The sequence below is a fragment of the Corynebacterium meridianum genome (assembly GCF_016342265.1).
In the GTDB taxonomy this organism is placed as follows: domain Bacteria; phylum Actinomycetota; class Actinomycetes; order Mycobacteriales; family Mycobacteriaceae; genus Corynebacterium; species Corynebacterium meridianum.
The window spans coordinates 128,802-148,720 of sequence record NZ_JAEIOS010000012.1; the positions used below are offsets into that span (position 1 = coordinate 128,802).

Below are 19,919 nucleotides of genomic sequence, written 5' to 3' on the forward strand. Positions count from 1 at the left end.
GATCAGAACCGGCTGAAGCGGCCGACCAGGCCGTTCTCCAGTTGGCGCCAGCCCTCCGCCTCAGCGGTGTAGGGCGCTGAAGGGGAGTACCCGGAGGACCCACCGAGCATGTAGGCGATGTACTCCTGCAGTGCCGGGTTGGCCACCAGGACGGAGTTCACGGCGTCATCGCGGGCCCAGTCGGCGGCATCGGCGAGAAGCTCGTAGGCCTGCCGCATCTGTTCGGTGTCCACTTCCTTCGGCCCCTTGGTGATGTCCTCGGTCAGCCCGGTGAATACGTAGGTGTTGTCCGGGTGCGCGGTGACCTCGAGCGTGCCGCCGTTGATGCCGTCCATGATCTCGGACCAGGTGGCCGTGGCCGCCAGATCATGTTCATCGTGTTCGGCCAGCCAGCGGAGCATCGCCCGCCGGTTGTTGAAGGTGTAGATCTGGCCGAAGTGGCCGAGGAACACCGGCTGGCCGTCCACGTACGTGCGCAGGGTGTAGAGGGTCCGGCCCTCGATGGCGATCTTCACCGGGTCGATGCCGGCGGTACCCCAGAGGGAGGCGTCGTAGGGGTCTATCTGCGAGGCGGCTTCCTCGGCTGCCTTCTCCTCCTCGATGCGGGCCCGCTCGCGGGCTTCCTCGGCGGCCTCGACCTTCTTCTGGGCCGCCTCGACGGCGGAGGCGTCCTGCTCCGGGATGACATAGCACCCGTCCAGCTCGTCGACGACCCGGTCCCAGTTCGACAGCACCGCCCGCCCGACGGCGGACCATTCCGATTCGCCGTTCTCCACCGCGTAGTGGTCGGCTCCGCGTTCGAGATTGGCGAGCACGGAATAGGAGGAGAAGAAGGAACCGATCGTGGTGGAGTCGATGACGTCGCCGAGGGAACGTGCGACGGCGACGGCGCGCGCCGCACCCGTCACGTTCTCGTGGCTCGGTCGCCCCGCGAGCAGTTCCGGGACACCGATCACGTCGCAGTAGCCACGCTTTCCGGGCACGACCCTGGCGGCGTCTTCGTGCTGGAACGCCTGCCACTTCGGGTGGTCCCGCAGGTCGTGGCGGGCATCGGATTCGATGAAGGCGAGTAGTTCGCCGGTGGACCGGAAGAGGTAGACATCGTCCCCGTATCCGAGGAACGCCTGCCACTCCTGTCCGTGCTCCCTCCACTTCGGGGCCCACAGGGTGTGGAAGTCGCCCTCTGTCAGAGCGATGGTGATGGGGACGATGCCTTGTAGTGCCATGGGTGCAGATTCTAGCGTGCTGTTTCGGACCTCGTCACCTGGCGTGCCGTGAATGGGCTACCCCGTGGGTCGCCAGAAGCCGTAGAAGTCCATGCCACTGTTGGTGGTCCGTAGCGGGGAGACCTCCACCGGGCTCCCCGCCTCGATTATCTGGCCGTCGCCGACGTACATCGCGACGTGCCCGTTCCACACCGCCAGATCGCCCTCGATCAGCTCATCGGCACTGACCCGTCGACCGACGGTCTGTTGTTCCGCCAGCCGTGGTAGCTCGACCCCGGCTCGGGACCACGCCCAGCGGGTCAGTCCGGAGCAGTCGAAACCGCCGGGTTCCGAACCACCCCAGACGTACGGCGTCCCGATCATGGAACGGGCGGCATCCGCGGCCCGGCGCCCAGCCTCCAGATCCTTCGGTTCGGGAAGCGACAGCACAGGACGGGGGACCGGCGCGAATTCGGCCCCCGTTCCGGCTGCGTGAATTGGCCGGGGAAGGCAGGTGTCGGTCGCCGCGAGTTCGCGGAACTTCGCGGCGAGTGGACGCAGGGAAGCCTCCATCGTCGCGATCCGTGCGGTGGCGGCGGCCACCGCGGCCACGACGATCGTCGTCAATCGCAGGAGCGCGGTCGCGACGGTGACGGGATTCGGGGCGCACAGCAGCGGGATCATCGGCCGGACGTTGTTCACGGCCGTCGAGGCGATCAGGATGAGGTCGTCCCGGGCGGAGCGGAGGACCGCCAACGCATTTCCCGTCGTGAGGAGGAACTCACCGAAGTCCTCCGTCAGCGATTCGGCGGCCCCCACGAGCGTCGAGGCATCCGTTCCGAACATCTCCGCCAGCGCAGGTGCCGAGGAAACGTCTGTGATGTCCGTGGCCGGGGGATGTATCTCCGGCGGAAGGAGCGACGAGATCGTGTTGAGTCCGTCGAGCATCCCGGCGAACGGGGCCGTCACCTGTGCCAGGGCGTTCATGCCCGGCATCCCCGCGCCAGTGCTGCGTCCGCCTCCACGGCCGCGTCGATGTGGCCGCCGGACCCGGCATGGGCATCAGCGAGCTCCCGGACGTGGTCAGCCAGTGTGATCCGCCGCCGGTTCAGGTTCCGGGCCGCATCGGCGAACGCGGGAATCAGATCGAAGGTGCCCGGTGTCGGCGACGGAACCCGGGCCTCCTCGATCGGGGTGGCATCGGCGCAGTGCGCCAGATCCCGGGCCAGGGCCCGGGCGTTGTCTGGATCGAGAGTGAGAGTGTTCATGCACCATCAGACCGTGGAGGTGCGGGAAAGGTTCCCGTCCCGTGGTCGGGGTGCCTTAGGATTGGGGCCATGGACATCACAATCGTCGACCACCCTCTGGCGGCAGCCCGCCTGACGATCATGCGCGACCGGCGCAGCGACAACTCCGTTTTCCGTGCGGCGCTGCGGGACCTGGGGGCGATGCTCATCTACGAGGCGGCCCGCGACCTGGATGTCGAGCGCTTCGATACCGAGACCCCCGTGGCCACCGCGACCGGTACCCGACTGCGCAAGCCTCCGATCATCGTGCCGGTGATCCGCGCGGGATTGGGGATGGTCGACCCCGCCCTGTCGATGATCCCCGACGCACAGGTCGGTTTCATCGGGATCGCCCGCGACGAGGAGACCCACGAGCCGGTGCCCTATCTCGAGGCGTTGCCGGAGGACATGTCCGATGAGACGGTGTTCATCGTCGACCCGATGCTCGCCACCGGAGGATCTCTCCTCCACTCGCTGAAGTTGCTCTGTGACCGGGGCGCGAAGGACATCACCGCGGTGTGCATGGTGTCCGCGCAACCCGGCGTCGATGCTCTGGCGAACTCCGGGTACCCCGTCAGGTTGGTCACCGCCACCGTTGATCCCGAGTTGAACGCCGACGCCTACATCGTCCCGGGTCTGGGGGATGCGGGGGACCGGCTCTACGGTCCACGCAACATCCACCTGTAGTTCGTTCAGATCCCGTGCAGGAACTCTTCGACCTCGGCCCGGAGCCGTTCCAGGAGGTCCTCTGCTCCTCGGGGTTCGGGGAAGTGGGACACCTCGAGGTAGACCTTGGTCTTGGTCTCCGTCCCGGAGACCCGGCCGATCATCCGCACACACGTCCCGTCCCGGTGCCGGCCGCCGATTAATATCCCCTGCTCGGCCGGGAGATCGGTGCAGTCGACGTCTATTCCGGCGAGTGTGGACGGCGGGTCGGTGCGGAGCTGAGCCACGAGCCCCTCCGGATCGGAGGTCCTGACGTGTATCTGGGTGCCCGCATAGGCACCGAACCGCCGGTGCAGTCGGGCCAGCTCATCGCCGAGCGTCCGGCCGCGGGCCTTCAGCTCGGCCGCCCACGCGCACGCGTGGAGTGCGGTGGCCAACCCGTCCTTGTCCGCGACGAGATGCGGCATGGGGCAGGTCCCGTGCGCCTCCTCATAGGCGAACATGAGCGGCCCAGGCCGGTTGTCACCGGCACGCATGAGGTTCTTGAACCCCGTCGGGGTGATCACGCAGTCCCAGCCGAGTTCACCGGCGATGTCCGGCAGCAGCGTCGAGGAGACGAGGGAGGTGGCCACCACCGGTGCCGGGCCATCGCCGTCATGGGGTTCCAGCAGACGGGTCGCGAGGAGCGGGCCCAGCTCATCGCCCCGGAGCATGCGGTGGGTTCCGTCTGTTCGGCGGAATCCCACGGCACAACGGTCGGCGTCCGGGTCGAGCGCTATCAGGAGGTCGGAACCGGTGTCCGCGGCCTGCCGGAGGAGAAGCTCAACCGCGTCGGGTTGCTCCGGATCGGGGAAACTCACCGTCGGGAATGTCGGATCCGGGTACTGCTGTGCGATCACCGGCGTGGCACGCGCGAAACCGGCTGCGCCGAGCGCCTGTGCCAGGGGCCGCCCCCCGACTCCGTGGAGGGCGGTGTAGACGATCTTCAGTGCGGCGCGTTCATTGTTCACCCGGAGCCGGTCGTTTTCGTCGGGGTTGATCTCGGCGACCACCTGATCGAGGTACCGACGCAGCTGATTTCCCGCCGGGCGCACGGCAACCCGTGGAACAGTGAGCGGATCCTCGAGCTCTCTGATCGCTGCCTCGACGTCCTTCTCGGCGGAGACGTCGATCTCGGAGCCGTCCGGACCGTACACCTTGTACCCGTTGTCGGCCGCTGGATTGTGGGAGGCGGTGATCTGGACCCCGGCGTCCAGACCCCGGTAGCGGACGAGCCAGGGGAGCACCGGCGTCGGCGTGGGCGTGGGCAGCAACGTCACCTCGAAACCCGCGCCGGCGAACACCTCCGCCGCGGTGGCGGCGAAGGTGTGGGAACCGTAGCGGGCGTCGTAACCCACCGCCACCCGGAGCGGTCCGTTCTCCCCGTAGATGGACAGACCGAATCCGCGCGGATCCTCGTCGGAGATGTCCTCGACGGGCACCCTGCTCCGCGACGGTGACCGCGTCGCGGCGTTCCGGGCGAGCCAGGCCGCGAGCCCGGCGCTGGCCCGGGTCACCTGCGCGACGTTCATCTGTCCGTGTGCCGGGCCCACGGGCGCGCGGAGGCCCGCTGTTCCGAAGGACAGGTGCCGGGGGTGCATCACACGCTCCGGTCGGGTCGCCGGGATGCCCGCAAGCACTGCCCGGGCCGGTATTCAGGGGCAGGGGGACGGGGCGGTGCGGGCCGGATCATGGGTCAAATATAGAATCAGGTCAGGACCGTTGGCTAGGCCCCTGTGCCCGGTGGATCGCCTCCGTGGAGGTGGTTCGCCGGCACGCGGGGCGGCTACACGGTTCGCCGAACACACATATGCGACACCCACAGCGTGAGAGGACCAGATGAGCATCCGGGCACAGGTCGACGGTTGGCTGACTGAGCACACCGATGAGCTGATCCGGTGGCGGCGGCACCTGCACACGCACCCCGAGCTCAGCCACATGGAGTACGACACCACCGCCTGGATCGCGGAGCAGCTCGCGGACCGGGGGATGGAGCCGAAGCTCTTCCCGGGCACCGGCCTCATGGTCGACATCGGCCCGGACACCGGGCACCGGATCGCGCTCAGGGCGGACATCGACGCCCTCCCCATCGAGGAGAAGGCGGTCGTGGAGTTCAGCTCGCGGACCCCCGGTGTCATGCACGCCTGCGGCCACGACGTCCACACCGCGATCGTGATGGGGGCCGCGTGCGCCCTGCACGCGGCCGACCTCAACCACGGCGTGCGGATCATCTTCCAGCCCGCGGAGGAGGTGATGGACGGCGGTGCCCCGGACGTCGTCTCCTGGGGTGGGCTCGAGGATGTCGCCTCCATCTTCGCCGTCCACGTCGAGCCGAAACTCCGGACCGGCAAAATCGGTCTCCGGACCGGCGCGATCACCTCGGCCGCGGACATCCTCGAGGTCAAGGTCAATGGGCCAGGAGGCCACACGTCCCGCCCGCAGATGACCGCGGACGTGGTCTACGCCCTGTCCAGTGTCGTGACGCAGCTTCCCGCACTGCTCAGTCGCAGGGTCGATCCGCGGACCGGAACGGTTCTCGTCTTTGGCTCGATCAACGCCGGTTACGCGGCGAACGCGATCCCCGAGAACGGGCGGATCTCCGGCACCCTCCGGACCGCGGACATCGGGGTGTGGCGGGCGGCGGAGCCACTGATCACCGAGCTCATCGCTCAGATCATCGCGCCGACCGGCTGCACCCATGAGGTGGTCTACACCAAGGGTGTGCCGCCGGTGATCAATGACGATGTCGCCACCGCCCTGATGGCCAACGCCGCACGCGGCATCGATGCCCACTCGATCGTGGCGGCACCCCAGTCGTCCGGCGGCGAGGACTTCTCCTGGTACCTGGAACATGTCCCCGGTTCGATGGCGCGGCTCGGCTGCTGGTCCGGGACCGGCCGCCAGTTCGACCTGCACCAGGGGGACTTCGTGGTGGACGAGCGGTGTCTCGGCGTCGGCGTGCGCCTGTTCGGGGCCGTCGTCGACGGCTACTCCCGTGAGATGAACAACGACACGCAGCGGCCCGTGGGGCCGGACGGTTTCCTGCCCACCAGGTGACCCCGGGTCGGGTGGGCGGTCGCGTGTGTGACCGGTGCACTAGACTGCACCCTGGGACAGCCCACACTGTCCGTGGGAAGCGGCCGTGCCGCGCCCGCGGTGTGGCCCGATACTGACGCACTGACCTGCACCCGACGCGTACCTGGAGGATATCTGTGTCCAAGCGAATCGTGATCATCGGCGGTGGCCCCGCCGGCTACGAGGCCGCGCTAGCCGGCTCGAAGTACGGCGCCGACATCACCCTGATCGAGGACCAGGGGCTCGGCGGTTCAGCTGTCATCCATGACTGTGTCCCCTCCAAGTCGTTCATCGCGGCAACCGGTATCCAGACCGACCTCCGGCGCGCGGACGACATGGGGCTTGAGCGGACCGAGACCTCCACTCTGCTGCAGCTGGACGAGGTCAATGACCGCGTGCGAAACCTGGCGGCCGCGCAGTCCGCGGACGTCCGCGCACAGATGGAGTCCGCAGGTGTCCGGCTGATCGACGGACGTGCCCGCTTCGACGACTACAAGCCCAAGCAGAGCACCCACTACATCGCGGTCACCCCGAATGACGGCGGTGACGACGAGGTCATCGAATGCGATCTCGTGCTCCTGGCCACGGGTGCCTCACCCCGCATCCTGCCCGGTGCGCAGCCCGACGGGGAGCGGATCCTCACCTGGCGGCAGGTCTACAACATCGACGAGATGCCGGAACACCTGATCGTCGTCGGTTCCGGTGTCACCGGTGCCGAGTTCGTCTCCGCGTTCGCGGAGCTAGGTGTGAAGGTGACCATGGTCGCCTCGCGGGACCGGATCCTCCCGCACGACGACGCCGACGCGGCCGACGTTCTCGAGACCGTGCTCGCCGAGCGCGGGGTCTCACTCGAGAAGCACGCCCGCGTGGAGTCCGTGACCCGGACCGACGACGGCGGGGTCTGCGTCCGGACGACCGACGGACGTGAGATCCTCGGTTCCCACGCCCTGATGACCGTCGGTTCCGTGCCGAACACGGAGAACCTCGGTCTGGAGACCGTCGGCGTCGAGACCGCCCCTTCGGGGCACATCATCGTCGACCGGGTCTCCCGGACGTCTGTCGCCGGTATCTATGCCGCGGGCGACTGCTCCGACCTGTTTCCGCTGGCGTCCGTCGCGGCCATGCAGGGCCGGGTCGCGATGTACCACGCGCTCGGTGAGGGAGTGAGCCCGATCCGGCTGAAGACCGTCGCCACGGCCGTGTTCACCCGTCCGGAGATCGCCGCCGTGGGGCACACCCAGAGCGACATCGAGTCCGGTGGGGTCACCGCGCGGACCATCGTACTCCCGCTGACGACGAACCCGCGGGCCAAGATGCGTTCCCTCCGCCACGGTTTCGTGAAGCTGTTCTGCCGGAGGAACTCCAGCCTCGTCATCGGTGGCGTCGTCGTCGCGCCGACCGCATCCGAGCTGATTCTGCCGATCGCGGTGGCCGTCACCAACCGGCTGACCGTGGATGATCTGGCGAACACGTTCTCGGTCTACCCGACGCTGTCGGGCTCCGTGACCGAGGCCGCCCGCCAGCTCGTCGCCCACGACGACCTGAGCTGACCGGCACCCCGGTTAGGGGGCGCACCCGAGAATGGGTGTGCCCCCTTCAGCGTTTCTCGCACGAGGGGCTGAAGGCGCGGTAGGGCTCGTCGGGGGAGTAGCGCTCGTCGATGTCGAGGGTGAGGCCCGTTGCCGGGAACGCCCGCTGCCGGCAGTGTCCGCGCGGACAGGTCCGGCACCCTGAGCCGATGGGGGTTGCGGCGTCCGGGGTGAGTTCCAGCCCCCGGGAATAGACCAGCTTGTGTGCCTGGTCCAGGTCGCAGCCCAGGCCGATCGCGAACTCCCGTGGCACCTCGCCGTACTCCCGTGTCCGGCTGCGGACGGTGCGTGCGATCCACAGGTAGGTGCGTCCGTCCGGCATGGAGGCGATCTGGCGCACGATGTGTCCCGGATTCTCGAATGCCCGGTGTACCACCCACAACGGGCAGGAACCGCCCGTACGCGAGAAGTGGAAGCCGGTAGCCGACTGTCGCTTCGAGATGTTCCCGGCCCGGTCGGTCCGGACGAAGAAGAAGGGGACCCCTTCCCTGCCCGGACGCTGGAGGGTGGACAGCCGGTGGGCGGTCGTCTCGAACCCGGTCCCGAAGTGGGCGGCGATCCGGTCGATGTCGTGGTCGCTGGTGCGCGCGGTCTCCAGGAAGTCCGTGTACGGCATGACGACGGCCGCGGCGAAGTACTGGGCGAGCCCGAATCTGCCGAGTTCCCGGGATTCGGCGGTGGGCAGTTCAGGTGAATCCGCGAGCCGTGTCAAAAGATCCCCGTGCACCAGGAACGCGAGCTGGAGGGCCAGCTCGAAGGTCTGCTGGGCCTCCGTGAGGTCCGCCCGGAGCCGGACACACCGGGAACTGTCGTCGAAGATGCGGCGCGGACCACGGTCGTGTGCGTTGAACCGCACGGTCACCCCGTGGGTCCCGTCGAGCAGCGCGGTCAGGCGGGTGAGCCGGAGACCCGGGCGGCCTAAGGTGGCGGCGAACTGCTCCGCTCGGTCGTCGAGTTCCGGGATGTGGTTGCGGTGTGCATAGAAGAAGTCGCGGACGTGCTCGTACGCAGAAGTGCTTCCCTCTGAAAGTGGTGTGGGATGTACCTTCCCATCGGATTTGGGGGTGTCGTGGGGGTATTTCCCCCCGGTGTCGCCGTTCACGGGGTGGCGGTGTGTCAGCCGCAGTATTCCGCGCGCGATCTCCGGGTGTCGCTCGGCGAACTCGACCAGCTCGGCATCGTCCACACCGGACGTCCCGGCGAGCGTCAGGATGTCCTTCAGGTCGGCGACCATGCGCGAGTTGGAGTCCGGGGCGAAGTAGGAGGCGTCGACGTTGAAGGTGCGGACGAAGGCCATCAGGGCGGTGATGGTCAGTGGTCGCGCGTCATTCTCCAGCTGGTTGAGATAGCTGGTGGACAGGCCGATGTGCTTGGCCATCTCGGTCTGGGTGAGGCCTTCCGCCCGGCGCAGAGTCCGGATCCGGGCCCCCGCGTACATCTTCTCCATGGGTGTCACTTCCTGGTAAAGCGGCCGTGGCCTGAAGTTTCCGCAAACTTTGCGGAAAGGCCGTTTCCGTACCGCAGGATTATGCTGTTTCCGCAGCTTGGAGGGGTTGTGAACCACTGTATAGTCGGGCAACAAGATATCCGTTTCATACCTCCTAACGGGGGTGTGGCGGTGAATGACCATCCGAGACGCCGCAGTGCGCCAGCCCCGACCCCGTTAGGACAGAACATGGAGAACATCGAAGTCCGCACCCGCCGTTCCGCGGAGGAGTTCCCCCGCGGTGAACACCTCGCACAGCGGATCGCCGAAGTCGCGACCGATCCGGTGGAGGTTCCGGACGACACCCGGGAGATGATCATCAACCGGATCATCGACAACGCCGCGGTGTCCGCAGCCTCCGTCCTCCGTCGCCCCGTCAGCGTCGCCCGCAGGCAGGCCACCGCCCATCCCACGAACAAGGGGGGCGCCAGGGTCTTCGGTGTGCCGGGCACCTACTCCGCCGAGTGGGCCGCCCTGGCCAACGGCACCGCCGTCCGCGAACTCGACTTCCACGACACCTTCCTCGCCGCCGAGTACTCCCACCCCGGCGACAACATCCCGCCGATCGTCGCCGTCGCCCAGCACCGCGGCTCCACCGGCCACGACCTGATCCGAGGCATCGCCACCGGCTACGAGATCCAGGTCGACCTCGTCCGCGGCATGTGCCTCCACGAGCACAAGATCGACCACGTCGCACACCTCGGCCCCTCCGTCGCCGCGGGCCTCGGAACCCTGCTGCACCTCGATGACGAGACCGTGTACCAGGCCATCGGCCAGGCGCTCCACACCACCACCGCGACCCGGCAGTCCCGCAAGGGCCTGATCTCCTCCTGGAAGGCCTTCGCCCCGGCGTACGCCGGAAAGATGGCCATCGAATCCGTCGACCGCGCCATGCGCGGGGAGGGCGCACCCGCCCCGATCTGGGAAGGCGAGGACGGCGTCATCGCCTGGATGCTCGGCGGCCCCGATGCCAGCTACACCATCCCGCTGCCCACAGCCGGCGAGGAGAAGCGCGCCATCCTCGACACCTTCACCAAGGAGCACTCCGCCGAGTACCAGTCCCAGGCGCCCATCGACCTGGCCCGCCGCATGCGGGAGCGGATCGGCGATCTCACCCGGGTGGAGAAGATCGAGCTACACACCTCACACCACACCCACTACGTCATCGGAACCGGCTCCAACGATCCGCAGAAGTTCGACCCGGACGCCTCCCGCGAGACCCTCGACCACTCGATCATGTACATCTTCGCCGTGGCCCTCGAGGACGGCGACTGGCACCACGAGCGCTCCTACGCGCCCGAGCGTGCGCACCGCCCGGAGACCATCGAACTGTGGCGGAAGATCTCGACCGTGGAGGACCCTGAGTGGACCCGCCGCTACCACGCCGAAGACCCCAACGAGAAGGCCTTCGGTTGCCGCGCGGAGGTCACGCTGAAGGACGGCACCGTCATCACCGACGAGCTCGCCATCGCCGACGCCCACCCGCTGGGCGCCCGTCCCTTCGCCCGCGAGCAGTACATCAACAAATTCCGGACCCTCGCCGAGGGCGTGGTCTCAGCCGATGAGCAGGACCGCTTCCTCCACGTCGTCCAGCGGCTCGACGACCTTGGCGCCGGCGAGCTCGATCAACTCAACATCGAGCTGGCCGATGATGTGCTGGCCCGTGCACCCGAGACCCCGGAGGGGCTGTTCTAGATGACCAACCTGTTCTCCGCCGCAACCACCCCCACCGAACGGCGCAGGGCTTTCCGCGCGGGACTCGCGGGCGACCGCATCCAGCGGCTGCCCGGGGCGTTCTCCCCGCTGGTGGCCCGCGCCATCGCCGACGCCGGTTTCGAGGGCGTCTACGTCTCCGGCGCCGTCGTCGCCGCCGACCTGGCCCTGCCCGACATCGGACTGACCACCCTCACCGAGGTCGCCGGGCGTGCACGGCAGATCGCCCGCGCCACGGAACTGCCCGTCCTCGTCGACGCCGACACCGGCTTCGGTGAGCCCATGTCCGCGGCCCGCACCGTCAGCGAACTCGAGGACGCCGGGCTCGCGGGCTGCCACCTGGAGGACCAGGTCAACCCCAAGCGCTGCGGCCACCTCGACGGCAAGGAGGTCGTCCCGACGGACGTCATGGTCCGCCGGCTCGGTGCCGCGGTCTCCGCCCGGCGCGACGACAGCTTCGTCATCTGCGCCCGCACCGACGCCGCCGGAACTGAGGGGATCGACGCCGCCATCGAACGGGCGAAGGCCTACGCGGACGCCGGCGCGGACATGATCTTCACCGAGGCGCTCCGCACCCCGGCGGACTTCGAGAAGTTCCGGGCCGCCGTGGACATCCCACTGCTGGCCAACATGACCGAGTTCGGCAAGACCGAGTTGATCGGCGCCGAACTGCTCGAGGACATCGGCTACAACGCGGTGATCTACCCGGTCACCACCCTCCGCATCGCGATGGGACAGGTCGAGGACGCCCTCGCCGACATCGCCGCGACGGGTACCCAGACCGGGTGGCTCGACCGGATGCAGCACCGCTCCCGGCTCTACGAGCTCCTGCGATACGCCGAGTACAACGTCTTCGACCAGAAGCTGTTCACCTACCGCCGACCTCCGGGCGACTAGGTGGACGGGGCCGGTCCCGTTCCTGACATTTCGGGGCCGGCCCACCCCACAGACTTTCCCGGACAACGCCGACCCGGCGACCCGGAAGCGACGCCGCGACCCAGGCGGACGTCGATCAGCAACCCCCGCATTGCACCAGCTCACCTCCAAGGAGTATCCGTCATGTCCGAAAACACCCAGCCGACCATCCACAAGGGCCTCGGTGGCGTCGTCGTCGACTCCACCGCGGTGTCCAAGGTCGTCCCCGAAACCAACTCACTCACCTACTGCGGCTACCCCGTGCAGGACCTAGCCGCGAACTGCAGCTTCGAGGAGGTGGCCTACCTCCTGTGGCACGGCGAACTGCCCACGCCGGAGCAGCTCAGGGAGTTCTCCGACCGCGAGCGCTCACTCCGTGACCTCGAGCCGGGTCTGGTCGACCTGGTCCGCGGACTGCCGACCACCTGCCACCCCATGGACGTGCTCCGTACCGCGGTGAGCTGGATCGGCACCCAGGATCCGGACGCCTACAGCCGCGATTCCGCGCACATCCGCGACAGCGGCATGCACCTGCTGGCCAAGCTGCCGACCATCGTCGCCCTGGACATGCGGCGCCGTCGTGGCCAGGAATTCATCGCGCCGGACCCCGAGCTGGGTTTCTCGGAGAACTTCCTCTCCATGGCCTTCGGCAGGGGAGAGGGATCGCCCGCGATGAATCCCGAGGACATCCACGCCTTCGATGTGTCGATGATCCTCTATGCGGAGCACTCCTTCAACGCCTCCACCTTCACCGCCCGCGTCACCACGTCCACCATGTCCGACAGCTACTCCGCGATCACCGCGGCGATCGGGGCGCTCAAGGGCCCGCTGCACGGCGGCGCGAACGAGGCCGTCATGCACACGATGCTCGAGATCGGTGACCCCGCCAAGGCAGAACAGTGGGTCACCGACGCCCTGGCCAGGAAGGAGCTCATCATGGGCTTCGGGCACCGCGTGTACAAGAAGGGCGACTCCCGCGTGCCGACGATGGAGGCCGCGTTCAAGGCACTCGCCGCGAACCACGACGGCGGGAAGTGGGTCGAGATGTACGACCGGATGGCCGCCACCGTCGACGAGGCGAAGGGCATGAAGCCGAACCTCGACTTCCCCTCCGGCCCGACCTACTACCTGCTCGGCTTCGAGGTCGAGTTCTTCACCCCGCTGTTCGTCATGGCGCGGATCACCGGGTGGATCGCGCACATCATCGAACAGAGCGAGGACAACCGCCTGATCCGTCCGCTGTCGGCCTACCACGGCCACTCCCAGCGGGACGTCCCGGTTTCCGGAGCTGCCTGACCCCACAGACCCGCCCCCACCATCCCGTTCTCGGTCGTCCGGGATGGTGGGGGCGCCCCAAACCACTGCGGGAGACACCCGCCACTTGCTAGATTTGAAGTGTCCTGCGCCACTGTCGCTCCCGGCGGTGGCGCACCGTCATTCTCACCGGGGTGATGCCCGGTCTCCCGCAGCCCGGTTCCGGACCGACACAGGCGGGACCCGACCCGTTCCGTGATCCACAGTTTTAGTTCCAAGGAAGCAGACGAGATGCTGAAGAAGATACTGGTAGCCAACCGCGGTGAGATCGCGGTCCGTGCGTTCCGCGCCGCCTACGAGGTCGGCGCCGCCACCGTCGCGGTCTACCCGCAGGAGGACCGCAACTCCTTCCACCGGAGCCACGCCACCGAGGCCTACCTGATCGGTAAGGACGATTCCCCGGTCAAGGCCTACCTCAACATCGACGAGATGATCCGGGTGGCGAAGCTCTCCGGAGCCGACGCGATCTACCCGGGCTACGGATTCCTCTCCGAGAACGCCCAGCTGGCGCGCGAGTGCGCGGAGAACGGCATCACGTTCATCGGACCATCCCCCGAGGTACTCGACCTCACCGGCGACAAGTCCCAGGCCGTCGCCGCGGCCCGCCGCGCCGGGCTGCCCACCCTGAACGAGTCCCCGCCCACCGACGACATCGACGAAATCGTCCGCCAGGCGGAGGGACAGGAGTACCCGCTGTTCGTCAAGGCCGTCGCCGGAGGCGGCGGGCGCGGCATGCGCTTCATCGAGTCGCCCGACAAGCTCGCCGCTCTCGCCGCCGAAGCGTCCCGCGAGGCGATGAGCGCCTTCGGTGATTCCCGGGTGTACCTGGAACGGGCGGTGATCAAACCGCAGCACATCGAGGTCCAGATCCTCGGCGACCACACCGGCGAGGTCGTCCACCTCTTCGAGCGCGACTGCTCGGTGCAGCGCCGCCACCAGAAGGTCGTCGAGATCGCCCCCGCGCAGCACATCACCCAGGAACAGCGCGAGGCCATCTGCGCCGACGCCGTGAAGTTCTGCCGGTCCATCAACTACACCGGAGCCGGCACCGTGGAGTTCCTCGTCGACGAGCAGGGCCGACACGTCTTCATCGAGATGAACCCCCGGATCCAGGTGGAGCACACCGTCACGGAGGAGGTCACCCTCGTCGATCTCGTCCGGGCCCAGCTGCAGCTCGCAGCCGGTGCGACGCTCAAGGAGCTCGGTCTGACCCAGGACCGCATCGAACTCAACGGTGCGGCCCTGCAGTGCCGCATCACGACCGAGGACCCGGGCAACGGATTCCGCCCCGACACCGGTATCGTCACCGCCTACCGTTCGCCGGGCGGTGCGGGTGTGCGTCTCGACGGCGCGGCGCAGCTCGGCGGCGAGATCACCGCCCACTTCGACTCGATGCTGGTGAAGATGACCTGTCGCGGTGGCGATTTCGCCGCCGCGGTCACCCGCGCCCAGCGCGCACTGGCCGAGTTCACCGTCGCGGGTGTCGCGACGAACATCGGATTCCTCCGCGCACTGCTGCGGGAACCGGACTTCCAGAAGAAGCGGATCGACACGTCCTTCATCAACGAACACCCCTGGCTGCTCGCCGCCCCGCCCGCGGACAACGAGGCCGGCCGGGTGCTGAACTTCCTGGCGGACACCACCGTCAACCGTCCCCACGGCCCCCGCCCCGAGGCGCCGCTGCCGTCGGACAAGCTGCCCACCCTGGATCTCGACGCACCTCTGCCCGGGGGATCCCGCGACCGCCTGCTGAAGCTCGGACCCAAGGCGTTCGCGGAGCAGCTGCGCGCCCAGCGCGCCGTGGCGGTCACCGAGACGACCTTCCGCGATGCGCACCAGTCCCTGCTCGCGACGCGGGTCCGCTCCAGCGCCCTGGTCGACGCCGCACGCCACGTCGCCCGCTCCACCCCCGATCTCCTGTCCGTCGAGGCGTGGGGCGGGGCGACCTACGACGTCGCGATGCGTTTCCTCTTCGAGGATCCGTGGGAGCGGCTCGACCAGCTGCGCCGGGCGATGCCCAACGTGAACATCCAGATGCTGCTGCGCGGCCGCAACACCGTCGGCTACACGCCCTACCCGGACACCGTCTGCGACGCCTTCGTCACCGAGGCCGCACGGAGCGGCGTCGACATCTTCCGCATCTTCGACGCGCTCAACGACGTCTCCCAGATGCGCCCCGCGATCGACGCGGTCCTGTCCACCGGCACCGCCGTCGCGGAGGTCGCCATGGCCTACTCCGGTGACATGAGCAGTCCGCGGGAGAAGCTCTACACCCTGGACTACTACCTGAAGCTCGCGGAGCAGATCGTGGAGTCCGGGGCCCACGTCCTCGCGATCAAGGACATGGCTGGTCTGCTGCGCCCGATCGCGGCGGCGAACCTCGTCTCCGCGCTGCGCAGCGAGTTCGACCTGCCGGTGCACGTGCACACCCACGACACCGCCGGTGGCCAGTTGGCCACCTACATCGCCGCGGTGACCGCGGGCGCCGACGCGATCGACGGCGCCTCGGCACCGCTGTCCGGCACCACGTCCCAGCCGTCCCTGTCCGCGATCGTCGCCGCGTTCGAGAACACCGAGCACGACACCGGGCTCGACATGGGGGCGGTCTGTGACCTCGAGCCCTACTGGGAGGCCGTCCGCCGCGTCTACGCCCCCTTCGAGTCCGGCACCCCCGGCCCGACCGGGCGTGTCTACCACCATGAGATCCCCGGCGGTCAGTTGTCGAACCTGCGCGCCCAGGCCACGGCACTGGGGTTGGCCGACCGTTTCGAGCTCATCGAGGACAACTACGCCGCGGTGAACGAGATGCTCGGTCGCCCGACGAAGGTCACCCCGAGTTCGAAGGTCGTCGGCGACCTGGCGCTGCACCTCGTCGGCGCGGGAGTCGATCCGGCCGATTTCGTCGCGGATCCGCAGAAGTACGACATCCCCGACTCTGTGATCGCTTTCCTCCGCGGCGAGCTCGGCACCCCACCCGGCGGCTGGCCCGAGCCGCTGCGTACCCGCGCACTCGAGGGTCGCGCGGAGAAGCCCTCCACCCTCACCCCGGTCTCCGACGATGACGCCGCCCTGCTCTCGGACGAGGATCCGATGGTCCGGCGCGCCACACTCGACCGGCTGCTGTTCCCGGCCCCGGCGAAGGAACTCGCCGAGCACCGGCGTCTGCACGGCGACACCACCGTGCTCTGTGACAACCAGTTCTTCTACGGGCTGGAGCACGGGGAGGAGATCACCGTCCGACTGCGCACCGGTCAGGAGATCACCGTGCGTCTCGACGCCGTGTCCGAGGCCGACTCCAAGGGAATGTGCACCGTCGTCTGCACGGTCAACGGCCAGATCCGCCCGGTCCGAGTCCGCAACCGTGCCGTGAAGTCCGAGACCCCCGAGGCGGAGAAGGCCGACACCTCGAACCCGGGTCACGTCGCGGCCCCGTTCGCCGGCGTCGTCACCGTGAACGTGGAGGAGGGCGCGGCCGTCGCCGCCGGTGATCCGGTCGCCGTCATCGAGGCCATGAAGATGGAGGCCACCATCACCGCGCCGGTCGCCGGCACGATCAGTCGCGTCGTCCTCGGTGCCGCGGTCAAGGTGGAGGGCGGTGACCTGCTCGTGGTCATCGATCCGGCGGAGTAGACCCACCGCAGAGACCCACCCGGTACGCCCCTGCCCCTGACCGTCATCGTCGGGGACGGGGGCGCCCGTCTGTGCGGGATCGTGGTCGTCAACCGGCGGATCCGTCCCCGAAAGGGAAGAAGGTGAACAGTTGAGCCCCTAAATGTTCACCGGTGGTAGTCGCGTGAACACATGACCGGATAACTGTTCGTTCATTGCGGACTGGAAGAGACCGGAGGAGGTGTGGACATGGCCGAACGGGGATGGCCCGGTGTCCACATCCGTGAACGCCCCTGGAAGCCCCGCAACACCGATCTGTTGTCCACACGCCAGCGCACACGGCTCCCCGCCACCTGCCGGGAATCCGTGGTGGTCCCGGATATCTCAGGTGCAATGCTCAGCCTTCCGACGGATCTGTTCGCCGAGATAGAGGCGGCTACCCTGGAGATTGTCCGCTTCGATGCCGCCCGGCACACCTCACCGCTGCCGTTCACCGCCCCGCTGCTCCGTAGCGAAGCCAGTGCTTCCTCACGGATGGAACGCCTGACCGTCTCGTCTCGGAAACTGGTCGAGGAAGAGATTTTCGGCACCGGTCAACCCGGCTCACGGGGCAACGCACCCGAGATCGTCGCCAACACCAGAGCCATGGAGCTGGTGTCCCGGACGGTCGATCCACTGAACCCCGGGACCATCCTCGAGATGCACCGCATACTGATGGAGCGCACCAACCCGGGGATCGTGGGCCTGTTCCGTGGTGAACCCGTGTGGATCGGTGGGTCGGATCTCAGCCCCGCAGATGCGGAATTCGTCGCCCCCGATAGTGCCACGGTCCCCGACCTCATCGACGATCTCTGTGCGTTCATGCGGCGGACGGATCTTCCGGCGCTGGCGAAGATCGCGGTGGCGCACGCCCAGTTCGGGACGATCCACCCGTTCGCCGACGGCAACGGCAGGACAGGGCGGGCGCTCGTCCATGTGCTGCTGCGCAATGCCGATCTGACGGCGACCGCGGCGCTACCGCTCTCCGTGCGACTGCTCACGCGGGTCGCGAACTACTTCGCCGCCCTGACGGCCTATCGTGCAGGTGATCCCGAACCCGTCGTCCGGTTGTTCACCACGTGTGCACGCCAGGCTGCTGAACTCGGTGTGGACACCGCCGCTGAACTCTGTTCCATACGTGACATGGAGTGGGAACCGCTGCTCACCTCACGGGCGGACGCCGCTGACCGGAAGATCTGCGATCTCCTGACCTCGCAACCGGTGGTCGACGTCACCACGGTGACGGACAACCTCGGCTGCACCGGGATCACCGCACGGCGGGCACTGTCGTCTCTGGAGGAGGCGGGGATAGTCGTGGCGTACCAGATCGGGAAGCGACACCGGGCCTGGCGGGCGCCCGCCGTCCTGGAACTGATGGACGACGTCGCGGAGGGGATCGGACGCCGGCAGGCCGGCTAGTCCACCCAGTTCAGCGTCCGTTCCACCGCTTTGTGCCACCCCGCGTACAGGCTCTCCCGCTCGGTTTTCGGCATCGTCGGCTGATAGGTGTGCTCCTCCCGCCACAGCGTTCGGATCTCGTCGGTGGAGGAGTAGATCCCCGCGGCGAGCCCGGCGGCGTACGCCGCACCCAGAGCTGTGGTCTCGTGCACCGCGGGCACCGTCACCGGGACGCCCAGCTGGTCGGCCTGGAACTGCATGAGCAGTTCATTGGCCACCATTCCGCCGTCCACCCGCAGTGCGGTCAGCGGAACCCCGGAGTCGGCGTTCATCGCCTCAACGACCTCCCGGGTCTGGTAGGCCACGGCCTCGAGTGCCGCGCGTGCGATGTGCCCCTTGTTGTTGAAGCGGGTCAGGCCGGCGATCACGCCCCGGGCGTCGTCGCGCCAGTGCGGGGCCAGCAGTCCGGAGAACGCCGGGACGATGTAGCAGCCGCCGTTGTCGTCGACCGTTCGCGCCAGCCGCTCGACCTCCGGGGCGGTACGGATGATCCCCAGGTTGTCCCGGAGCCACTGCACCAGTGAACCCGTGACCGCGATCGAGCCCTCCAGGGCGAACACGGTGGGCTCGTCGCCGATCCGGTAGCAGACCGTCGAGATCAGCCCGTGCTCCGAGCGCTTGACCTCGGTACCGGTGTTGAGCAGCAGGAAGTTCCCCGTGCCGTAGGTGTTCTTCGCCTCGCCCGGTTCGAGGCACGCCTGCCCGAAGGTGGCCGCCTGCTGGTCGCCCAGGATCCCGCCGATCGGAACCCCGGAGAAGTCACCCGTGCGGGTCACCGTCCCCAGGTCGCCGGAGGAGGGCACGATCTCCGGCAGCATCGACTCCGGTAACCCGAGCGCCGCGCACAGCTCCGGGTCCCATGTCTGCGTCTCCAGATCCATCAGCATGGTGCGGGAGGCATTGGTGACGTCGGTGATGTGCCGGTCGCCCCGGGTCAGGTTACACACCAGCCACGTGTCCATCGTGCCGACGAGCAGCTCGCCGGATTCCGCGCGGGACCGCGCGCCGGGGACGTTGTCCAGGATCCAGGCGATCTTCGGCCCCGAGAAGTAGGTGGACACCGGCAGCCCGGTGCGGGTGAACAGGTCGGGATCGAGCCCGGCGCAGATCCGCTTGGTACGGGTGTCTTGCCAGACGATCGCGTTGTGGACCGGCACGCCCGTCGCCGCGTCCCAGACGACGACGGTCTCCCGCTGGTTGGTGATGCCGAGCGTCGCGATGTCCCCGGGATTCACGTCCGAGCGGGCCACCGCGTCCGCGAGCACCCGACGGGTGTTCGCCCAGATCTCGGTCGGGTCGTGTTCGACCCAGCCCGCCCGGGGGAAGATCTGACGGTGCTCGAGCTGTGACGTCGCGAGCGCGTTGCCCCGGGCGTCGAAGAGGATGCAGCGTGTCGACGTGGTGCCGTGATCGAGTGCCGCGATGATCGCCGCGTCCCTCCGGTCGCGGTTCCGCTTGCGTTGGCTCCGGCCGGTGACCCGGCTGACCATCTCTCCGACCTCGCTCATGGCGCCACGGCCGGAAC

General features: G+C 68.2%; 14 protein-coding genes. 8 read left to right on the plus strand and 6 right to left on the minus strand.

Translation table 11 applies throughout. From position 1 onward, the window contains the following. Window positions 1–2: 2 nt before the first annotated feature. Genes JDV75_RS07140 through JDV75_RS07150 form a run of 3 tightly spaced genes read right to left on the minus strand, consistent with a single transcriptional unit; the run spans window position 3 to window position 2,473 of the window. On the minus strand, window positions 3–1,226 hold the full coding sequence (locus JDV75_RS07140; RefSeq protein ID WP_198738575.1) for a hypothetical protein: 1,224 nt from the start codon (window positions 1,224–1,226) through the stop codon (window positions 3–5). A gap of 57 nt (window positions 1,227–1,283) precedes the next feature. Beyond that, on the minus strand, window positions 1,284–2,192 hold the full coding sequence (locus tag JDV75_RS07145; RefSeq protein WP_232958313.1) for a C40 family peptidase: 909 nt from the start codon (window positions 2,190–2,192) through the stop codon (window positions 1,284–1,286). Next, entirely contained in the window at window positions 2,189–2,473 is a 285-nt protein-coding gene (locus tag JDV75_RS07150) for a hypothetical protein (RefSeq protein ID WP_198738576.1), read from the minus strand. The genes JDV75_RS07145 and JDV75_RS07150 overlap by 4 nt, the downstream gene beginning before the upstream one ends. A gap of 69 nt (window positions 2,474–2,542) precedes the next feature. On the opposite strand from JDV75_RS07150, the gene upp reads away from it, so the two are divergent. Then, on the plus strand, window positions 2,543–3,178 hold the full coding sequence (gene upp / locus JDV75_RS07155; protein ID WP_198738577.1) for a uracil phosphoribosyltransferase: 636 nt from the start codon (window positions 2,543–2,545) through the stop codon (window positions 3,176–3,178). A gap of 5 nt (window positions 3,179–3,183) precedes the next feature. On the opposite strand, the gene JDV75_RS07160 is transcribed toward upp, so the two are convergent. Continuing rightward, the gene (locus JDV75_RS07160) at window positions 3,184–4,797 is read right to left on the minus strand and encodes a phospho-sugar mutase (RefSeq protein WP_232958314.1); all 1,614 of its coding nucleotides are present in this window, start codon (window positions 4,795–4,797) and stop codon (window positions 3,184–3,186) included. Between the two features lie 238 nt (window positions 4,798–5,035). Between JDV75_RS07160 and JDV75_RS07165 the strand changes: the two genes are divergently transcribed. Both JDV75_RS07165 and JDV75_RS07170 read left to right on the plus strand, forming a co-directional pair. Continuing rightward, window positions 5,036–6,253 carry a M20 family metallopeptidase gene (locus JDV75_RS07165; protein WP_198738578.1) on the plus strand — a complete coding sequence of 406 codons (1,218 nt, stop codon included), beginning with the start codon at window positions 5,036–5,038 and terminating at the stop codon, window positions 6,251–6,253. 155 nt (window positions 6,254–6,408) lie between these two features. Next, entirely contained in the window at window positions 6,409–7,821 is a 1,413-nt protein-coding gene (locus tag JDV75_RS07170; RefSeq protein ID WP_198738579.1) for an NAD(P)H-quinone dehydrogenase, read from the plus strand. 46 nt (window positions 7,822–7,867) lie between these two features. Here JDV75_RS07170 and JDV75_RS07175 read toward each other — a convergent pair whose 3' ends face one another. Further along, complete coding sequence (locus JDV75_RS07175; RefSeq protein WP_198738580.1) at window positions 7,868–9,307, minus strand: short-chain fatty acyl-CoA regulator family protein; 1,440 nt, start codon at window positions 9,305–9,307, stop codon at window positions 7,868–7,870. Between the two features lie 228 nt (window positions 9,308–9,535). Between JDV75_RS07175 and prpD the strand changes: the two genes are divergently transcribed. From prpD to JDV75_RS07200, 5 genes are all read left to right on the plus strand, one after another. After that, complete coding sequence (prpD, locus tag JDV75_RS07180) at window positions 9,536–11,041, plus strand: 2-methylcitrate dehydratase PrpD (RefSeq protein WP_198738581.1); 1,506 nt, start codon at window positions 9,536–9,538, stop codon at window positions 11,039–11,041. Further along, the gene (gene prpB / locus JDV75_RS07185; RefSeq protein WP_198738582.1) at window positions 11,042–11,956 is read left to right on the plus strand and encodes a methylisocitrate lyase; all 915 of its coding nucleotides are present in this window, start codon (window positions 11,042–11,044) and stop codon (window positions 11,954–11,956) included. A gap of 162 nt (window positions 11,957–12,118) precedes the next feature. Then, window positions 12,119–13,270: a bifunctional 2-methylcitrate synthase/citrate synthase gene (locus JDV75_RS07190; protein WP_198738583.1), complete on the plus strand. Its 1,152-nt coding sequence runs from the start codon at window positions 12,119–12,121 to the stop codon at window positions 13,268–13,270. Between the two features lie 249 nt (window positions 13,271–13,519). Further along, window positions 13,520–16,918: a pyruvate carboxylase gene (locus JDV75_RS07195; RefSeq protein ID WP_198738584.1), complete on the plus strand. Its 3,399-nt coding sequence runs from the start codon at window positions 13,520–13,522 to the stop codon at window positions 16,916–16,918. Between the two features lie 228 nt (window positions 16,919–17,146). Beyond that, window positions 17,147–18,355, plus strand: coding sequence for a Fic family protein (locus tag JDV75_RS07200; protein ID WP_198738585.1), 1,209 nt, complete (start codon window positions 17,147–17,149; stop codon window positions 18,353–18,355). Here JDV75_RS07200 and glpK read toward each other — a convergent pair. Beyond that, entirely contained in the window at window positions 18,352–19,884 is a 1,533-nt protein-coding gene (glpK, locus tag JDV75_RS07205; protein ID WP_198738704.1) for a glycerol kinase GlpK, read from the minus strand. The two genes, JDV75_RS07200 and glpK, sit on opposite strands and share 4 nt — an antisense overlap. Window positions 19,885–19,919 lie beyond the last annotated feature (35 nt).

What these genes read in the sequence shown, in the direction of transcription:
- JDV75_RS07140 (WP_198738575.1), bottom strand. Translation starts at nt 1,226, where the DNA reads ATGGCACTACAAGGCATCGTCCCCATCACCATCGCTCTGACAGAGGGC.
- JDV75_RS07145 (WP_232958313.1), bottom strand. Translation starts at nt 2,192, where the DNA reads ATGAACGCCCTGGCACAGGTGACGGCCCCGTTCGCCGGGATGCTCGAC.
- JDV75_RS07150 (WP_198738576.1), bottom strand. Translation starts at nt 2,473, where the DNA reads ATGAACACTCTCACTCTCGATCCAGACAACGCCCGGGCCCTGGCCCGG.
- upp (WP_198738577.1), top strand. Translation starts at nt 2,543, where the DNA reads ATGGACATCACAATCGTCGACCACCCTCTGGCGGCAGCCCGCCTGACG.
- JDV75_RS07160 (WP_232958314.1), bottom strand. Translation starts at nt 4,797, where the DNA reads ATGCACCCCCGGCACCTGTCCTTCGGAACAGCGGGCCTCCGCGCGCCC.
- JDV75_RS07165 (WP_198738578.1), top strand. Translation starts at nt 5,036, where the DNA reads ATGAGCATCCGGGCACAGGTCGACGGTTGGCTGACTGAGCACACCGAT.
- JDV75_RS07175 (WP_198738580.1), bottom strand. Translation starts at nt 9,307, where the DNA reads ATGGAGAAGATGTACGCGGGGGCCCGGATCCGGACTCTGCGCCGGGCG.
- prpD (WP_198738581.1), top strand. Translation starts at nt 9,536, where the DNA reads ATGGAGAACATCGAAGTCCGCACCCGCCGTTCCGCGGAGGAGTTCCCC.
- prpB (WP_198738582.1), top strand. Translation starts at nt 11,042, where the DNA reads ATGACCAACCTGTTCTCCGCCGCAACCACCCCCACCGAACGGCGCAGG.
- JDV75_RS07190 (WP_198738583.1), top strand. Translation starts at nt 12,119, where the DNA reads ATGTCCGAAAACACCCAGCCGACCATCCACAAGGGCCTCGGTGGCGTC.
- JDV75_RS07195 (WP_198738584.1), top strand. Translation starts at nt 13,520, where the DNA reads ATGCTGAAGAAGATACTGGTAGCCAACCGCGGTGAGATCGCGGTCCGT.
- JDV75_RS07200 (WP_198738585.1), top strand. Translation starts at nt 17,147, where the DNA reads ATGGCCGAACGGGGATGGCCCGGTGTCCACATCCGTGAACGCCCCTGG.
- glpK (WP_198738704.1), bottom strand. Translation starts at nt 19,884, where the DNA reads ATGGTCAGCCGGGTCACCGGCCGGAGCCAACGCAAGCGGAACCGCGAC.